Origin of the sequence: Streptosporangium minutum (assembly GCF_002149035.1) — a bacterium.
In the GTDB taxonomy this organism is placed as follows: domain Bacteria; phylum Actinomycetota; class Actinomycetes; order Streptosporangiales; family Streptosporangiaceae; genus Streptosporangium; species Streptosporangium minutum.
On sequence record NZ_NGFP01000245.1, the window covers coordinates 1 to 14,148 of the forward strand.

Annotated in this window: 14 protein-coding genes, 1 tRNA gene and 1 riboswitch; of the genes, 5 read left to right on the plus strand and 10 right to left on the minus strand. The window is 71.5% G+C overall.

Features of this window, described 5'->3' with window-relative positions; translation table 11 throughout:
* Positions 1-29: 29 nt before the first annotated feature.
* The 5 genes from CA984_RS35685 to CA984_RS35705 all read right to left on the minus strand — a co-directional run bounded on the left by CA984_RS35685 (position 30) and on the right by CA984_RS35705 (position 6,788).
* A complete protein-coding gene (locus CA984_RS35685; RefSeq protein WP_242676358.1) occupies positions 30-806 on the minus strand; it encodes a hypothetical protein in 777 nt (258 codons plus the stop codon).
* Between the two features lie 37 nt (positions 807-843).
* Positions 844-2,229, minus strand: a complete 1,386-nt coding sequence (locus tag CA984_RS35690) for a selenium-binding protein SBP56-related protein (RefSeq protein ID WP_086577822.1) — start codon at positions 2,227-2,229, stop codon at positions 844-846.
* A 152-nt stretch (positions 2,230-2,381) separates the two neighbouring features.
* Positions 2,382-4,598, minus strand: a complete 2,217-nt coding sequence (gene metE, locus CA984_RS35695) for a 5-methyltetrahydropteroyltriglutamate--homocysteine S-methyltransferase (RefSeq protein WP_086577823.1) — start codon at positions 4,596-4,598, stop codon at positions 2,382-2,384.
* Positions 4,599-4,692: 94 nt separating this feature from the next.
* A riboswitch (cobalamin riboswitch) is annotated at positions 4,693-4,904 on the minus strand.
* A 390-nt stretch (positions 4,905-5,294) separates the two neighbouring features.
* Positions 5,295-5,936, minus strand: a complete 642-nt coding sequence (locus tag CA984_RS35700) for a GNAT family N-acetyltransferase (protein WP_086577824.1) — start codon at positions 5,934-5,936, stop codon at positions 5,295-5,297.
* Between the two features lie 108 nt (positions 5,937-6,044).
* Positions 6,045-6,788 carry a TetR/AcrR family transcriptional regulator gene (locus CA984_RS35705; protein WP_086577825.1) on the minus strand — a complete coding sequence of 248 codons (744 nt, stop codon included), beginning with the start codon at positions 6,786-6,788 and terminating at the stop codon, positions 6,045-6,047.
* A gap of 318 nt (positions 6,789-7,106) precedes the next feature.
* On the opposite strand from CA984_RS35705, the gene CA984_RS35710 reads away from it, so the two are divergent.
* Positions 7,107-7,478 (plus strand): nuclear transport factor 2 family protein, encoded by a 372-nt coding sequence (locus CA984_RS35710; RefSeq protein ID WP_086577826.1) that lies wholly within the window; start codon positions 7,107-7,109, stop codon positions 7,476-7,478.
* A 112-nt stretch (positions 7,479-7,590) separates the two neighbouring features.
* Here the strand turns inward: CA984_RS35710 and CA984_RS35715 are convergent, their stop codons facing one another.
* Complete coding sequence (locus CA984_RS35715; RefSeq protein ID WP_086577827.1) at positions 7,591-9,360, minus strand: asparagine synthase-related protein; 1,770 nt, start codon at positions 9,358-9,360, stop codon at positions 7,591-7,593.
* A 64-nt stretch (positions 9,361-9,424) separates the two neighbouring features.
* Between CA984_RS35715 and CA984_RS35720 the strand changes: the two genes are divergently transcribed.
* The 3 genes from CA984_RS35720 (at position 9,425) to CA984_RS35730 (ending at position 11,808) form a co-directional block, all read left to right on the plus strand.
* Positions 9,425-9,958, plus strand: a complete 534-nt coding sequence (locus CA984_RS35720) for a TIGR03086 family metal-binding protein (RefSeq protein ID WP_086577831.1) — start codon at positions 9,425-9,427, stop codon at positions 9,956-9,958.
* Positions 9,959-10,057: 99 nt separating this feature from the next.
* Positions 10,058-11,530: a vWA domain-containing protein gene (locus CA984_RS35725; RefSeq protein ID WP_086577828.1), complete on the plus strand. Its 1,473-nt coding sequence runs from the start codon at positions 10,058-10,060 to the stop codon at positions 11,528-11,530.
* Between the two features lie 205 nt (positions 11,531-11,735).
* Positions 11,736-11,808: transfer RNA gene (locus tag CA984_RS35730), tRNA-Ala, on the plus strand.
* Positions 11,809-11,869: 61 nt separating this feature from the next.
* Here CA984_RS35730 and CA984_RS45660 read toward each other — a convergent pair.
* The gene (locus CA984_RS45660) at positions 11,870-12,091 is read right to left on the minus strand and encodes a hypothetical protein (protein ID WP_133061872.1); all 222 of its coding nucleotides are present in this window, start codon (positions 12,089-12,091) and stop codon (positions 11,870-11,872) included.
* Between the two features lie 69 nt (positions 12,092-12,160).
* On the opposite strand from CA984_RS45660, the gene CA984_RS35735 reads away from it, so the two are divergent.
* On the plus strand, positions 12,161-12,844 hold the full coding sequence (locus CA984_RS35735; protein ID WP_242676359.1) for a TetR/AcrR family transcriptional regulator: 684 nt from the start codon (positions 12,161-12,163) through the stop codon (positions 12,842-12,844).
* Between the two features lie 65 nt (positions 12,845-12,909).
* On the opposite strand, the gene CA984_RS46650 is transcribed toward CA984_RS35735, so the two are convergent.
* The 3 genes from CA984_RS46650 to CA984_RS35745 all read right to left on the minus strand — a co-directional run.
* A complete protein-coding gene (locus CA984_RS46650; RefSeq protein ID WP_165781534.1) occupies positions 12,910-13,050 on the minus strand; it encodes an alpha/beta hydrolase in 141 nt (46 codons plus the stop codon).
* Positions 13,051-13,166: 116 nt separating this feature from the next.
* A complete protein-coding gene (locus CA984_RS35740; protein WP_086577830.1) occupies positions 13,167-13,559 on the minus strand; it encodes a DUF3224 domain-containing protein in 393 nt (130 codons plus the stop codon).
* A gap of 344 nt (positions 13,560-13,903) precedes the next feature.
* A partial coding sequence (locus CA984_RS35745) for an oligopeptide/dipeptide ABC transporter ATP-binding protein (RefSeq protein WP_341351750.1) occupies positions 13,904-14,148 on the minus strand: 245 nt, incomplete at its 5' end.

Here is a 14,148-nt window from a genome sequence, read left to right on the forward strand (position 1 = left end):
CGCCTGGCCGCCCCGCCCAGGCTCGTCTCCTACGGCGTGGCGGCCCTGGTGTGCGGGTTCGGGGTCTGGCGGCTGGTACGGCGGCGCCATCCCCGCTGGGTCGGGATGAAGGTGACCCGCTGGCAGCTCGCCGGGTGGTCGTTCCTGATGGCCACCGCCCACGGCGCCGGCCTGATGGTGCTTCCGATCACCCTGCGCGCCGGGCACGGCGCCGCCTCGCTGGCCTCGCAGAGCCTGCTGGCGACCTCGATCCACACGAGGTCGAGGTTGAACCACGCCTTGCGGAGCACCGCGACCCCCAGCCGCTCGTAGACGATCATGGCCAGGGCGGTGGTCGTCGCGAGCATGGAGAGCGTGTGGATCGAGGTCGCCAGCAGGCTCTGCGAGGCCAGCGAGGCGGCGCCGTGCCCGGCGCGCAGGGTGATCGGAAGCACCATCAGGCCGGCGCCGTGGGCGGTGGCCATCAGGAACGACCACCCGGCGAGCTGCCAGCGGGTCACCTTCATCCCGACCCAGCGGGGATGGCGCCGCCGTACCAGCCGCCAGACCCCGAACCCGCACACCAGGGCCGCCACGCCGTAGGAGACGAGCCTGGGCGGGGCGGCCAGGCGTGCCACGGACACCAGCGCGAGCGTGATCAGCACCGATCCCGCGTGGCCGAGCACGATGGGCGGCAGCGCGCGCAGCACCGCCGCGCGCGAGCGTTCCTGCAGGCCGAGGGCGACCGCGAAGAGCCAGCCCATGGCCGGGTTCAGGCCGTGGAAGGCGCCGAGCCCGGCCAGGATCAGCACGGAGGTCAGATCCATCGGGCGCACCCTGCCATGATCATGGACAGGGCCGTGGTCACGGGAAGCAGTAGGAGTCGGACGAGGAGTCGCCCCCCTGCAGGCGGATCTGGTGGGCCCGGCGGCCGTCGGAGGCGAAGTCGACGAAGAATCCGGGGTCGAGGGAGATCGAGCCGTCGTCGGCGATGTCCACCTTGGCCATCCAGCTGGAGATCCCGTCGGGGTAGAAGACGTCGTCCCAGGAGCGGTAGAGCGAGTTGGTGAAGTAGACCCGCCGCCCGTCCCTGCTGGCCTCGACCATCTGCGGTCCGCCGTTCAGCGCCCGCTCCGGGGCCGCCGGGTGGGCGTCGCGCCGGGCGATGCCGCCGAGCCGGACCGAGCCGGTCTCCCGGGGGGCGAACGGGTCGGAGACGTCGTAGGCCTTGAGCTCGCCCGTGCCCCAGCAGGAGACCAGCAGGGTCCGGTCGTCAAGGGTCAGCGAGATGTCGCTGACCAGCGGCGGAACCGCGCCGAACTGCTTGAGCGGCTCCGGCAGCAGGTCGGCCGGGGCCGGCTCGGCCGGGATGGTGACGGTCTTGAGGGCCTTCCAGACCCCGTCCTCCAGGTACCAGGTGAAGATGTTGGCCGACAGGTCCTCGGCGTTGATCACGGTGTTGACGAAGCCGTAGGTCTTGGTCGGGTCGTGGGCGGGGCGCAGCTCCAGGGTCATCTGGTGCTGGTCGCCCAGGTCGATCTCCTGCAGGTGCCTGCGCTTGGTCAGGTCCCAGAGGTGCAGCTTGTGGCCGTACTCCCGGCCGGCCAGCAGCTCCAGCGAGGGCCCCGCCTCGATCTGGTTCGGCGTGCCCCACTCGCTGGTGATCATCGTGTCGTGGCCGAGGTGCCACCAGAAGTCGTAGTGCAGCTTCTGCGTCCCCCGGTCCGCCTCCCAGCGGCCCTTGGGCTCGAAGGTGTCGTGGTCGAGCGTGAACACCCCGCCCGGCGCGTCGCCGTCCACGTTGCCGAGCGCGCTGACGTAGATCGCGTCGGTGCCGCAGTGGACGGTGTGCGGACGGCTGTAGCCGGTCTTCTCGAAGATCGTTTCCGGTTCGATCGTCTTGACGAGCTTGGGGTGCCGGGGATCGTCCTTGACGTCGAAGATGTAGATCCTGCTGGACCGCAGGCCGGGCAGGACCAGGTAACGCCGCTCGACGTGCGGGTGCGGGGCGTACGGGCACAGGGCCGCACTGCAGACGTTCCACCCGAAATGATGGAGCTCGTCACCCGGGACGGACATGTCGTGCACGTTGACGATCGACCCGTCGGACAGGTCGATCGTGGCGAGCCCGTCGGGGCGCCCATCGCCGGCGGTGTCGAGTAAGGCCACATAGGCGAGCTCTTCCCGGGGGGCCAGCATGGCCTCACGGGCGGACGGGTAGAAGGTGGGATCGGGCTGGACGAGTGCCATGGCGGACTCCTGGGCCGAGATCAATATCCCACTAATGTTGTAGGAAAACTCTCCGCTGTCTAGGGGTCATTTTACGTAACCGGCGCCGGCGGCGAACGGGCGGGCACCCCCGGCGAGCCGTACGGCCCGGCCGGGGGCGTCGTCGATGTCTTCTACAGCGCGCGGACCTTCCGGGCCGCGGCCACCATGTTCCGCAGGCTCGCCTCGGTCTCGGCGTAGCCCCGCGTCTTCAGCCCGCAGTCGGGATTGACCCAGAGCCGCTCCGGCTCGACCGCCCGGACCGCCAGCCGGAGCGCCCGCTCGATCTCGTCGGCCTCCGGCACGCGGGGGGAGTGGATGTCGTAGACGCCCGGTCCGATCCCGCGGGTGTACCCGGCGGCGCGCAGGTCCTCCAGCAGCTCCATCCCGGACCTGGCCGCCTCGACGCTGGTCACGTCCGCGTCCAGGTCGCCGATGGCGCCGATGATCTCGCCGAACTCCGAGTAGCACATGTGTGTGTGGATCTGCGTGGAGTCCGACACCCCCGAGGTCGCCAGCCGGAACGCGGCGACCGCCCACGCCAGGTAGGCGGCGTGCCCGGCCACCCGGAGCGGCAGCAGCTCCCGCAGCGCGGGCTCGTCGACCTGGATGATCCGGATGCCCGCCGCCTCCAGGTCGCGGATCTCGTCCCGCAGCGCCAGCGCCACCTGCCGCGCGGTCTCGGACAGCGGCTGGTCCTCCCGGACGAACGACCAGGCCAGCATGGTCACCGGCCCGGTCAGCATGCCCTTGACCGGCCTGCCGGTCCGGGACTGGGCGTAGACGGCCCAGCCCACCGTCATCGGCTCCGGCCTGGCCACGTCCCCGAACAGGATGGGCGGCCGGACGCACCGGGTGCCGTACGACTGCACCCAGCCGTGCTCGGTGGCCGCGTAGCCGTCGAGCTGCTCGGCGAAGTACTGGACCATGTCGTTGCGCTCGGGCTCGCCGTGGACCAGCACGTCCAGCCCGATGTCCTCCTGCAGCGCGATCACCGAGTCGATCTCAGCCCGCATCGCCGCCTCGTACCCGGCCCGGTCGATCCGGCCCTCCCGGAGATCGGCGCGGGCCCGCCGTACCGCGTCCGTCTGCGGGAACGAGCCGATCGTGGTCGTGGGCAGCGGCGGCAGTCCCAGCGACGCGCGCTGGATCACCGCCCGCTCCGCGTGAGCGGCCCGCGCCGTCCCCTCGCCCAGCGCCTCCAACCGGGCCCGCATCCGCCCGTCCACCGGAGCCCTCACCGGTACGGCGGGCACGGCCGCGCCGGGTCCCTCCCGCATCGCGCGGCCGATCGCCACGACCTCCGCCACCTTCTGCCTGGCGAACGCCAGCCCCTCCGGCACCGCCGTCTCCCGCTCCGCGTCGAGGGGGACGTGCATCAGCGAGCAGGAGGTGGAGATCACCACCTCCCCGGCCAGCCCGAGCAGCGCCGCGCAGGTGGACAGCGCGGCGGGCAGCTCGGTCCGCCAGACGTTGCGGCCGTTCACCACCCCCGCCACCACGGACTTGGCCGCCATCCCGGGAGTGGAGGCCACCGCGGCCAGGTTGCCGGGACCGGCGACGAAGTCCAGGCCGACGGCCTCGACGCGGGTCGCGGCCAGCACGGGGAGCGCGGCGCCGATCTCGCCGAAGTAGGTGGCGACCATCAGTCGCGGGCGGTGGCTGAGCCCGCCCAGGTGCTCATAGGCGCGGGCGAGCGCCCTCAGCTCCTCCGCCGACCGGTCCGCGGCCAGCGCCGGCTCGTCGAGCTGGACCTCGACGACCCCGGCGGTGGCCAGCCGCTCCAGCAGCTCGGCGTAGACGTCGAGCAGGTCGTCCAGGAGCCGCAGCGGGGCGAAGGCGGGGTCGGCGGACTTGGCCAGCAGCAGGTAGGTGAGCGGGCCGATCAGCACCGGCCTGGTCTCGATCCCCAGCTCCCTGGCCTGGCCGTACTCCGTCAGAGGCTTGTCCCAGGTCAGCCGGAACCGCGTCTGCGGGCCCACCTCCGGCACGAGGTAGTGGTAGTTGGTGTCGAACCACTTGGTCATCTCCAGGGGGGCGATTCCCCGGGCGCCGCGTGCCATGGCGAAGTAGCGGTCGAGGCCGTCGAGCCCGGCGAAGCGGGCGGGGACGGCGCCGACCATGACGCTGGTGTCGAGCATCTGGTCGTAGAAGGAGAAGGTGTTGGAGGGGATGTCGCTCAGCCCGGCGTCGCGCAGCTCGCTCCAGGTGCGCTCGCGCAGCTCGCGGCCTGCCCGTTCCAGCCCGGCGGCGTCGAGACGGCCCGCCCAGTAGGCCTCCACGGCCTTCTTCAGCTCCCGGTCGGAACCGATCCTGGGGTAGCCGAGGACGGTGGTGCGTTGGTCTGTCATGGGTCCTTTTCCCTCGTGGAACCCGGCTGTCGCGGGCACGGCGAGGGAAGGTCCCCCCGGCCCTCCCGCGAGGCCATGGACTCACCGCGCGCCGGTCGGCGCGCGGGCGGTGGCAGGTATTCGGACTCATGGGCGTCGTGCGCGTTCCTACTGGCCGTCGCTTCCCAGGTGATCGCTCACCCAGTGCTCGTGTGACGGCGGTCGTTCCCACTTACCGCTGCGGGGCAGTCCCGGAATCGCACCGGGTTCCCTGTTGCCTCGCCGCTCCGGTGAGGGAGCGGCGAACCAGCCGCACCGGCAGCATAACCCGCCCCCGGCGACAGCTTCGGCCGGTGGCACCGGATCGGGGAGCCGGTTCCGGTCCGAAAGGGGGAGGATCCTGCCCGGCCGAGGAAGATCGAATCACCCTGGAGTGCGCGGCCATCGTGAGGCCTCACCAGTGCCCTGGATGTCTCGCCGCAGCGTGCCGGACAGGGCCTGCCTGGTTGCGTCCACGGGGGTGGTGTGCGAGTTTCCGCTGGTGACAGGCGTGGCATCGTGAAATGAAGACGGCCGTCGCGTGATCCTTCAGGTTGCGAAACCATGATCGAAGGAGAAGAAATCGATGGCCGTACCCGACAGTGTGACCCCGGGGGAATTACGTGAGCATCCACAGTCCGAAGAGGTGACTGTGATATTCGGCCGCAATCGTCGCCCTCAGCAGAGGTTTTGGACCATCGTCTGCTGGTGAACCCGCCTGCCCCCGTATCGGAGGCCGGGCACCAGCGGCGTCGGGCCGTGCGCGGCGAACCCGGCGCGCTCGAAGAACCGCACCGCCCGGGTGTTCTCGGCCAGCGTCTGAAGGTGGCAGCCGGGGGAGCCGGCCGCCTTCAACCGGTCGAGCCACAGCGCCATCAGGGCATCGGCGGCGCCGGTCCCGCGCGCCTCGGGGGCCACGTTGATGTGCAGGTGCGACGGCCACCGCGCGTCGGCGAAGTCGCCTGCGGTGGGCCTGCGCCGTACCTTCGACACCGTCAGGTCGGCCAGGCTGCGCGCGAAGAAGGTCGCGGGTCCGCGCCGGAAGAAGAGCCGGTATTTCCGGATGGCGTTCTCCATACGCTCACCCTCACTGGGGAAGGCCGCGCTGTCGAGGCAGCCCGCCAGGTAGCCGACCAGGGCGCCGTCGGCCGAGGCGACGAACAGCGAGCTCGGTTCGAGGTCCAGGTAGGGGTCGAGATAGATGGCCGCCTCGGACTCCTCGTGTCCCCACAGCGAGGCGGTGGGTGAGCCTTCACCGGCGCGGCTGAACAGCTCGCGCAGCTGGGCGCGATCGGTCTCGGCGAACATGCGGGCTTCCATGCGCCCCCCTTCTGCGTACAACATACACGATTTTGCGTATGGCGTACGTTTTCAGGTGCCTGCAGGGGATCCTCGGCCTGGCGGCCTCCTTCCCGTCGCCGGGCTGAGTCAGCCGAGCGAGCGGATGTGTGCCTCGACGCCGTCCAGTGCGCGTTCCAGGCCGAAGACGAAGTGATCGTCGGGAGCTCCCGCGTCGTCGCCGAAGGCGCCCTCGTCGAGCGCGGCGCGTAGCCCGGGCAGACGGCCCCCGCCGGTCACCCGCCGCAGGAAGGGCTCGTACTCTCTCCAGCGCCGCAGGCTGCCGGGCTCGGTGTCGAGCGTGATCGCCGCGGTGATGCTCACGTGGCTCCACACGTGCCCGCTGATCAGCAACTGGGTGGCGAGCTTGGCGCTCGCGGGCAGGCGGGTGTCCTGGAGGATCTGCAGGAACTGGTCGAGCCAGGCGAGCTGGTTGGGGGTGGCGGGCGGCCCCTTGGGCATCAGCAGGTGGACCGTCCAGGGGTGGGCCAGGATCGCCGCGCGCATCGAGGTGGCCCACGACTCCAGACCGCGCCGCCAGCCGAGGCCTTCGGGCAGCGGCGGAGGGGGGCCGACGGCGGCGTCCAGCATCAGCGTGAGCAGCTCGTCCTTGGTGGCGAGATAGCGGTAGAGCGCCATGGTCGAGCTGCCCAGCTCGTTGCCCACGCGGCTCATCGAGACCGCGTCGAGGCCGTCCTCGTCGGCGACCTTCACGGCCGCGGAGACGATGCGCTCCAGGGTCAGTCCGCGCTTCGGCCCTTTGTGGGGGCGTTCGCGCAGGCCCCAGGCGGCCTCGATGCTCGCCGGGAACGCCTCGCCGCTCTCGCTGTCCATCCCGGCAGTCTAGCGTGTATGGTATACGCAGTATCGCGTATACCATGCGCAGAAGAGAGGCGGTGATGACGTGTGCCATCGGGGAGAGAGGCCGCATGAAGTCATACGGCGACGTCAGGGTGTTGCAGGGTGTCGACATCACCGGCGGCGTGACCCGCCCCGGACCGGGACGCGGAAGCCCTACCGGCGGGCCGGCTCCGCCTGACCGGGTTCCGGGAGGGCCGGGGAGCTCGGCCGGGCGCGTGGTCGCCGTCCCGGGCACCGGATCGATCGGCTCCCGCCGCGCGAGCGGGCGCGGGAGCATGGTACGACGGTGCGATGGACGACGAACTCCGCACCAAGGCCGTTGACGCCTTCATCGAGGCCACCAACACCGCCGATCCCGAACGGCGTGCCACCCTCCTGAGCCGCGCCCTCACCGACGACATCGTTTTCTGGGGCCCCCTGGGGCGCAGCGTCGGACGTAAGGCCGTCGAGGACTTCATCACCGAGGTGATCCAACGCCACCCGTCGGGGTCCTGCCTCATGGTCCGGACCACCCGGGTGGACGCGCCGGACGAGTGGGCCCGCTACGGCTGGCGTTACGAGAGCGCGGCCGGTGAGCCCCTGCTCTCCGGCATGGACATCGTTCACATCACCGCGGACGGCGACATCGACGAGATCGTCGTCTTCGCCGGCCCGCTCACATGAGAGCCCGGTCCTGACCGGCACCCCGGAAGGCCGGCCCGGTGCCGGTCCTCGCCGGGGCCGCCCGCCCTCGCGATGGAAGCCGCCGTACGGCAGGCGGTGCGGAACGGGGAGGTCACGACGGGATGGGGACGCGGACCGGGTCGAGTCCTTCGGGGGCCTTACCGGGGTAGGTGCCGTCCAGCATCGTGGCCACGGTGTAGAGATGCCAGGCCTGGGTGGGCTTGCCGAGCACCGGTCCGGCGAACAGCTTGCGGACCTCGTCGGGGGCGACGATCGGGGCCAGCAGGTCGAGGCGGCCGAGGACGTGGTCGCGGAGCAGGGCCGTCAGCTCCTCGCCGGGGGCGGTCCGCCAGTTCCAGCCGGCGCCGGTCTTGGGCGCCGTCAGGGACTGCGGCCTGCGCTGCCAGGGGCGGTAGCGCCTGCCCACGGTGAACCGCCACGGCTTGCCCTCGATCGGGATGTGCCGGAGCGACGGCGCGAACATGGTGATGAGCTCGTAGATGACCTCCTCCGACAGCCGCCAGGTCTGGTCGAGGCCCAGCGCCGCGCCGACCACCCGGTTGTCGAGGAACGGCCAGATCGGATCGCCCCGGCGCAGGGCCCCCGCCCGGGCGCCGGCCTGCCAGCGGCCGACCTTGTAGGTGACGTACATGTGGTCGAGCGCCTCCAGTCCGGGCAGCTCCCGCCAGGGCCCGGCCAGCTCGCGGGCGTGCTCGTTGGCCGCCTCGCTGAACAGCGCCGGATCCCGCAGGAACGTGGTGTCCACCCGCCGGCTCAGCGCCTTGGCCCCCAGATCGGTCTGGAGCAGGAGGAATCCTCCGGACCGGAGGATCTCGCCGCTCTGCCCGGACATGGTCGGCCGGGCGTTGTAGGGCAGGTAGCCGACGACCGACTCGTAGGCCGACGTCATGCCCTCGCAGGCCCGCAGCGTCTCGTAGGCCCGCGCGAGCGGGTGCTCGACCAGGATCGCGTCCTTCTTCTCGGCGCGCACCGGGGGGATGACCGTGTGCTCGATGCGGAGCGCACGGGCGATCCGCCCGGCGACGACCACGTCGGGGTGGACGTCCAGGCCGTTGGTGGTCGCGCGGAGCGGGATCTTGGCCGCGTGCAGCACCGCGGCGACCAGGCGGCTGTCCCGGCCGCCGGTCAGCGCCAGGTTCACCGGCTCGCCCGTCGCGCGCAGCGGCTCCACGGTCGCCAGCAGCGCGCCGGCCAGCTCCTCGATGAGCGCCCTCTTCTGCCTGCGGGAGACCGGTGCGGGCGCGGCGGCGGGGAGCGGGGTCCGGGTGATCGTACGGCTGCCGCCCGCGACGGTGACGGCCGAGGACGGCGGCAACGCGGTCACCCCGCGGTAGGGCGTCTCGTCGGACAGGAAGTAGCCCTGCCGGATCAGCGACTGCAGCGCGAGCACGTCCCACTCGACCCGTTCTCCACGGGCGGCGAGGTGGACCAGCAGCGCCCGGCTGCCGATCACGTGCATGTCGGGGGTCTCGGCGTAGTAGACCGGGCAGACCCGGTGGATCGCGGTGGCGGCCGACAGCTCGCGGCCGGTCGCGCGGAACACCGAGAAGCAGCCGCCGACCGCCTCGGTGCCCAGCACCGGCATGTCCGCCAGCCGGCCGACCTCGCCGGGCGCGGCCAGATGGCCGTTCACCCCGGTCACCCGGTCGTGCCCGTCGTGCAGCAGGGCCGGTTGCCGGGAGTCGTCCGGCTCGTTGGTCCAGGCGAACAGGGAGACGCCGGGGCGGTGCCACTCCCGGGCCCTGATGACCTCCGGAGGGACCGGGAACGCGGCGGAGATCGCCTCTCTGACGGTGTGGAGCACCGTCTCCGGGAGTCCGGCTTCGGGGCGTTTGGCGGCCAGTCCGAGATACACACGCATGTCCAGGGATCTTATGTCGCGTTTTTTCAATACATCTGTGAGTTCACGGGAAAGCATGGCCGTCATGAACGAACTGCTCTCACGCGCCGTCACCCGTACCGCCGCCGTCGTCCGCGAGATCCGGGAGGACCAGCTCGGCCTGCCCACTCCCTGCGCGGACTTCGACGTGCGGGGCCTGCTCGGGCACCTGTCCCGGGCGGCGGGGATGTTCGACGCGCTGGCGCGCAAGGAGGAGGTGCCGCCGGAGGACGGCGACCACACCGCCTTCGAGAGCCGCGCCGCGGCGATGGTCGCGGCCTGGTCGCGGCCGGAGGCCTTCGAGGGGGTCAGCCCTACGCTGGGGATGCCCATGACCACGGTGTTCCAGCTGGGCCTGGGCGACGTGGTGATCCACGGCTGGGACCTGGCCAGGGCCACGGGGCAGGACTACGGGGTGGACGCGGAGACCGGGGAGGCCGTGGCCGCCTTCATGGATCAGATGGCCCCGCAGGGACGGCGGATGGGGGCCTTCCGCGAGGCGCACGCCGTACCGGAGGACGCCTCGCCGTTCGAGCGGGCCCTCGGGCTCAGCGGGCGTGACCCGGGCTGGAAGCCCTGATCACGCGCCGAACACGGTTTGCGCTCGCTTGGGTCAAGCCCTCGGCGCACCCGGAGGGAGCGTCGTCGTAGGAGGTGACACGCATCCTACGGAGGCGACATGAATCCGCGCACGCTCGCCATTGCCCTCGCCGTGATCGCCCTGCTCCTCACCGCCGCCTGCGGCGGATCGAGCACCAGCAGCAGACCCGCCGCCGAACCGAGGAACAACCCCGGGAACGCGGTGCCGTCCCTGGCACAGGATCAGGAGGCCGCCGCCGGGGAGCGGGACACCACCGCCGACCAGATCTCCACCTTCGCCCTCGACGTGGACACCGCCTCCTACGGCTACGCCAAGAGGGTCCTTCAGGAGGGAGGGCTTCCGGAGCCGGGCCAGATCCGGCCGGAGGAGTTCGTCAACTCCTTCCGGCAGGACTACAAGGAGCCGGGCGACGACGGTTTCACCGTTCACATGGACGGCGCCCGCCTGCCGGAGAACGGCACCGCGCTGATCCGGGTCGGCCTGCAGACCCGCAAGGCGGACCCGGAGGCGCGGCGCCCGGCGAACCTGACCTTCGTGGTGGACGTGTCCGGCTCGATGGGTGAGCCCGGCCGGCTCGACCTGGTCCGCGAGGCACTCCACAAGCTCGTCGACCAGCTCGGGCCGGGGGACCAGGTCTCCATCGTGGCTTTCAGCACCCAGGCCCGGCTGATCCTCTCCATGACCCCGGCCACCGGCAGGGACCAGCTGCACGCGGCCATCGACCGCCTCGGCGTGGAGAACTCGACGAACCTGGAGACCGGGCTGACCACCGGCTACGCCGAAGCCGCCCGCGCCTTCCGCCCGGCGGCCACCAACCGGGTCATCCTGCTCTCCGACGGCCTGGCCAACACCGGCGACACGAGCTGGCAGGGCATCCTCGACCGGGTGGCGGAGTCCGCCGGCAGGCAGATCACCCTGCTGTGCGTCGGCGTGGGCCGTGACTACGGCGACCAGCTCATGGAGCAGCTCGCCGACAACGGCGACGGCGCCGCGGTCTACGTCAGCTCGGTCGACGACGCACGCAAGGTGTTCGTCGAGCAGCTCGCCACCAACCTCGACCTCCGGGCCCGCGACGCCAAGGCGCAGGTCGTGTTCAATCCCTCGGCCGTGGAGTCCTACCACCTGATCGGCTACGAGAACCGGCAGATCGCGGCCGAGGACTTCCGCGACGACACCAAGGACGGCGGCGAGATCGGCCCGGGCCACTCGGTGACTGCCCTGTACGAGGTACGGCTGCGCAGCGGGGCCTCCGGCCAGCTGGCCACGGCCACCGTGCGCTGGCAGGACCCCGACACCCGGGGCCCCGGCGAGACCAGCCGGTCCCTGGAGTCGGCCGACCTGTCGGCCTCGCTGTGGCGCGAGTCCTCGCCGAGGTTCCAGGTGGACGTGGTGGCGGCGGCCTTCGCCGAGTACCTCCGCACCCGTGAGGAGATCACCGGGGTAGGGGCCAGGGAACTCGCCGGGCACGCCACGCGCCTGGCCGCCTCCACCGAGGACGCCGCGGTGACCGAGCTCGCCGGCCTGATCGACAAGGCCGCGTCGCTGGGCTAGGCGGACCGGCCACGCAGGCCGAACGCGCGGGCGGCACGAGACCTGGTGTCTCGTCCACGGGGACCGGGCCCCACCCGCCACGCCCGGCCCCCACGGGCCTCGTCCGTCCGTCGAGGCCCGCGCGCACGGTTTCCAGGTGGTCCCCGATGTCCTATACACTGGCGTGGTGCCGCTGGGGCGAGAGCCCGGTGGCACGGACATCTGAGGGGCTATGGCGCAGCTGGTAGCGCGCCTCCATGGCATGGAGGAGGTCTGGGGTTCGAATCCCCATAGCTCCACAGCGAGCCGTTCTCGAAACGGCTGGACTGAAGTTGACGGGATCCCGTCTGATCATCGAGATCAGGCGGGATCTTGTCGTTTCAGGGAGTTCGGGACGGGTGGTGGTCTGCTCCGGCCCATGAGTGGCGTGCGATCGACGGGCTCCGCTGGAGTTTCGAATTGCTTGAGCTTGGCGTGTTCCTCGTTCCAGCGGCGGCGCCGCTCTTCCAGCCGGGCGACGCGGTGACGCTTCCAGATCGCTGTTCTATTGACCGGATCAATGGTCCGGTTCCCGATCGCCATATTAGACTCCCTCCCGTGGACACGGGCAAGGCAGAATCAGGGACACGCCGCTCAGGGGCGGCAGGAGACGTGTGGCTGCGATCTTCCGCGCGGCCGGGACGCGACGCCCCGCCGCTCAGCCGAGCCCGGATCATCGAAGAGGCCGTGGCCCTCCTGGACGCCGAAGGCGCCGACCGGCTGACCATGCGGCGTCTGGCCGAACGGCTCGGCACCGGCTCCACCACGCTGTACTGGCACGTGAAGACCAAGGACGACGTCCTCGACCTCGCCCTCGACATGATCTTCGCCGAGGTCGAGATCCCGCCGGAGGGCGGCCAGGGGTGGCGTGCCGACATCACCGCGCTGATCAGCGGATGGCGCGCGGTCCTGCTGAGGCACCCCTGGTCGGCGGCGCTGCTGGGCCGTCCGATGCTGGGCCCCAACGTGCTGGCCCGCAGTGAGTTCCTGTACGCCACCCTCCTGGAGGCCGGGGTCGTCGAGCCCCACCTCACGGCCGCGGCGTACGGGCTGTCCAACTATGTCATCGGCTCCGGGCTGATGCAGGCCACCTGGCCGGCCGGCGCGGAGCAGGAGGCGCGGCGGGCCGCCCGGGAGCACCTGTACGCCAATCGGGAGCGCTACCCGGCTCTCGCCGCCCATGGCCCTCTTGTCGCGGACGGTGACTGGGACACCAGCTTCGCTCTCGGCCTGTCCTGGCTTCTCGACGGCATCCAGGCCGATGTCGCCGGTTCCGCTGGTGCGACGCGAGCGTGAAACGGCCGCGTGGCCGGTGGCCTGCTGTGCGGCTGGCGGGGATCGGAGTCCGGGGCGAGCGCTGATCAATCGGCGGGGCAGACGGTGCTCGGCCCGGGGAGCGTCAGGTCGATCAGATACCTGGTGGCGTGCCGGATCGGGCATTTCTTGCCCGACAGGTACATGACGTGACCGGGCCCGTCGTAGGCGACGGTCACCGATGCCACACCGCCCCGGCGTCCTCGCCGTGCAGCGCGCAGGTGGGAGTGGCCGCGCACCACTCGGCGAACCCGGTGAACATCCGCCGCAGGACGGTCAGGGTCAGCAGCCGCCGCCGGGTGGGTCAGCCGAGCTCGTAGTCGAGGTGGAAGGAGTGGGCGCCGTCGTCGTTGACGATCTGGCCCTCGCCCTGGATGCCGGTGAGCTCGCCGGTGCCGGAGTCGGGGAGGATCGTCCAGCTCAGCGATGACTCCCCGGTGTCGCTGGTGGCGGTGTGGTGGAGCACGAAGGTGCCCTTGCGCCCGTGCGCGGTGCCCGTGAAGCGCTCGAAGCCGGCATAGGCCGCCGAGCTCTCCACCTGGGCCACCGCGGTGATGATGTCGGTGGTGCTGGTGCCCAGCAGGTCGCCGTCGAACGTCTTGGTCACGTGGACGCGGGAGAGCACGGCGCCCTCGGCCTCGTCGTAGGGCTGTGCGTCCCAGCCGTCGATGCTGAAGGTGCCGGTGGCGCGGGGCATGGTGGATCTCCTCGATCTCGTGGGTGTTCGCTCCAGCCTGGCGCTCGTACCTGTCACCTGCTGTCAGGTACCTCAGGGGCATGACGCGTTTTCGGTCGCGTCATAACGGCCGCCGGAGGGACCGAGGCGGTCGACGCCGTGCGGAGCGCCTGCGCGTCGCCGTATCACCGGCCGCCCGGCCCCGGCGAGCCCCTCGACAGGGTCACGGCCGGCCGGGTCGCCGGGGCCGTGCCGACCGCCGGGACGGGGTGTCCGGCGCGGGCGGCGTCCGGCGCTGGCGGCAGACCGCAGAGAGCAGAACGGGCCGTACGGGAGGATGATCCCGTACGGCCCGCCTCAGCTGATCAGCGCGCGGTGACCTCGGCGAAGTGGCAGGCCACCGGGTGGCCGTTGCCGTGGTCGACGAGCGGGGGCTCCTCGACGGCGCAGATGTCCTGGGCCTTCCAGCAGCGGGTGCGGAAGCGGCAGCCGCTCGGCGGGTCCAGGGGGCTCGGCACGTCCCCGGTGAGGATGACGCGCTCCCTGGCCYGCTCCTCCTTCGGGTTGGCCGTGGGGGCGGCCGACAGCAGCGCCTGGGTGTAGGGGTGGG

Bases quoted from the DNA above. Each gene is read 5' to 3' on its own strand.
- CA984_RS35685 (WP_242676358.1), bottom strand. From the start codon at position 806: ATGGATCTGACCTCCGTGCTGATCCTGGCCGGGCTCGGCGCCTTCCAC.
- CA984_RS35690 (WP_086577822.1), bottom strand. From the start codon at position 2,229: ATGGCACTCGTCCAGCCCGATCCCACCTTCTACCCGTCCGCCCGTGAG.
- metE (WP_086577823.1), bottom strand. From the start codon at position 4,598: ATGACAGACCAACGCACCACCGTCCTCGGCTACCCCAGGATCGGTTCC.
- CA984_RS35700 (WP_086577824.1), bottom strand. From the start codon at position 5,936: ATGGAAGCCCGCATGTTCGCCGAGACCGATCGCGCCCAGCTGCGCGAG.
- CA984_RS35705 (WP_086577825.1), bottom strand. From the start codon at position 6,788: ATGGACAGCGAGAGCGGCGAGGCGTTCCCGGCGAGCATCGAGGCCGCC.
- CA984_RS35710 (WP_086577826.1), top strand. From the start codon at position 7,107: ATGGACGACGAACTCCGCACCAAGGCCGTTGACGCCTTCATCGAGGCC.
- CA984_RS35715 (WP_086577827.1), bottom strand. From the start codon at position 9,360: ATGCGTGTGTATCTCGGACTGGCCGCCAAACGCCCCGAAGCCGGACTC.
- CA984_RS35720 (WP_086577831.1), top strand. From the start codon at position 9,425: ATGAACGAACTGCTCTCACGCGCCGTCACCCGTACCGCCGCCGTCGTC.
- CA984_RS35725 (WP_086577828.1), top strand. From the start codon at position 10,058: ATGAATCCGCGCACGCTCGCCATTGCCCTCGCCGTGATCGCCCTGCTC.
- CA984_RS45660 (WP_133061872.1), bottom strand. From the start codon at position 12,091: ATGGCGATCGGGAACCGGACCATTGATCCGGTCAATAGAACAGCGATC.
- CA984_RS35740 (WP_086577830.1), bottom strand. From the start codon at position 13,559: ATGCCCCGCGCCACCGGCACCTTCAGCATCGACGGCTGGGACGCACAG.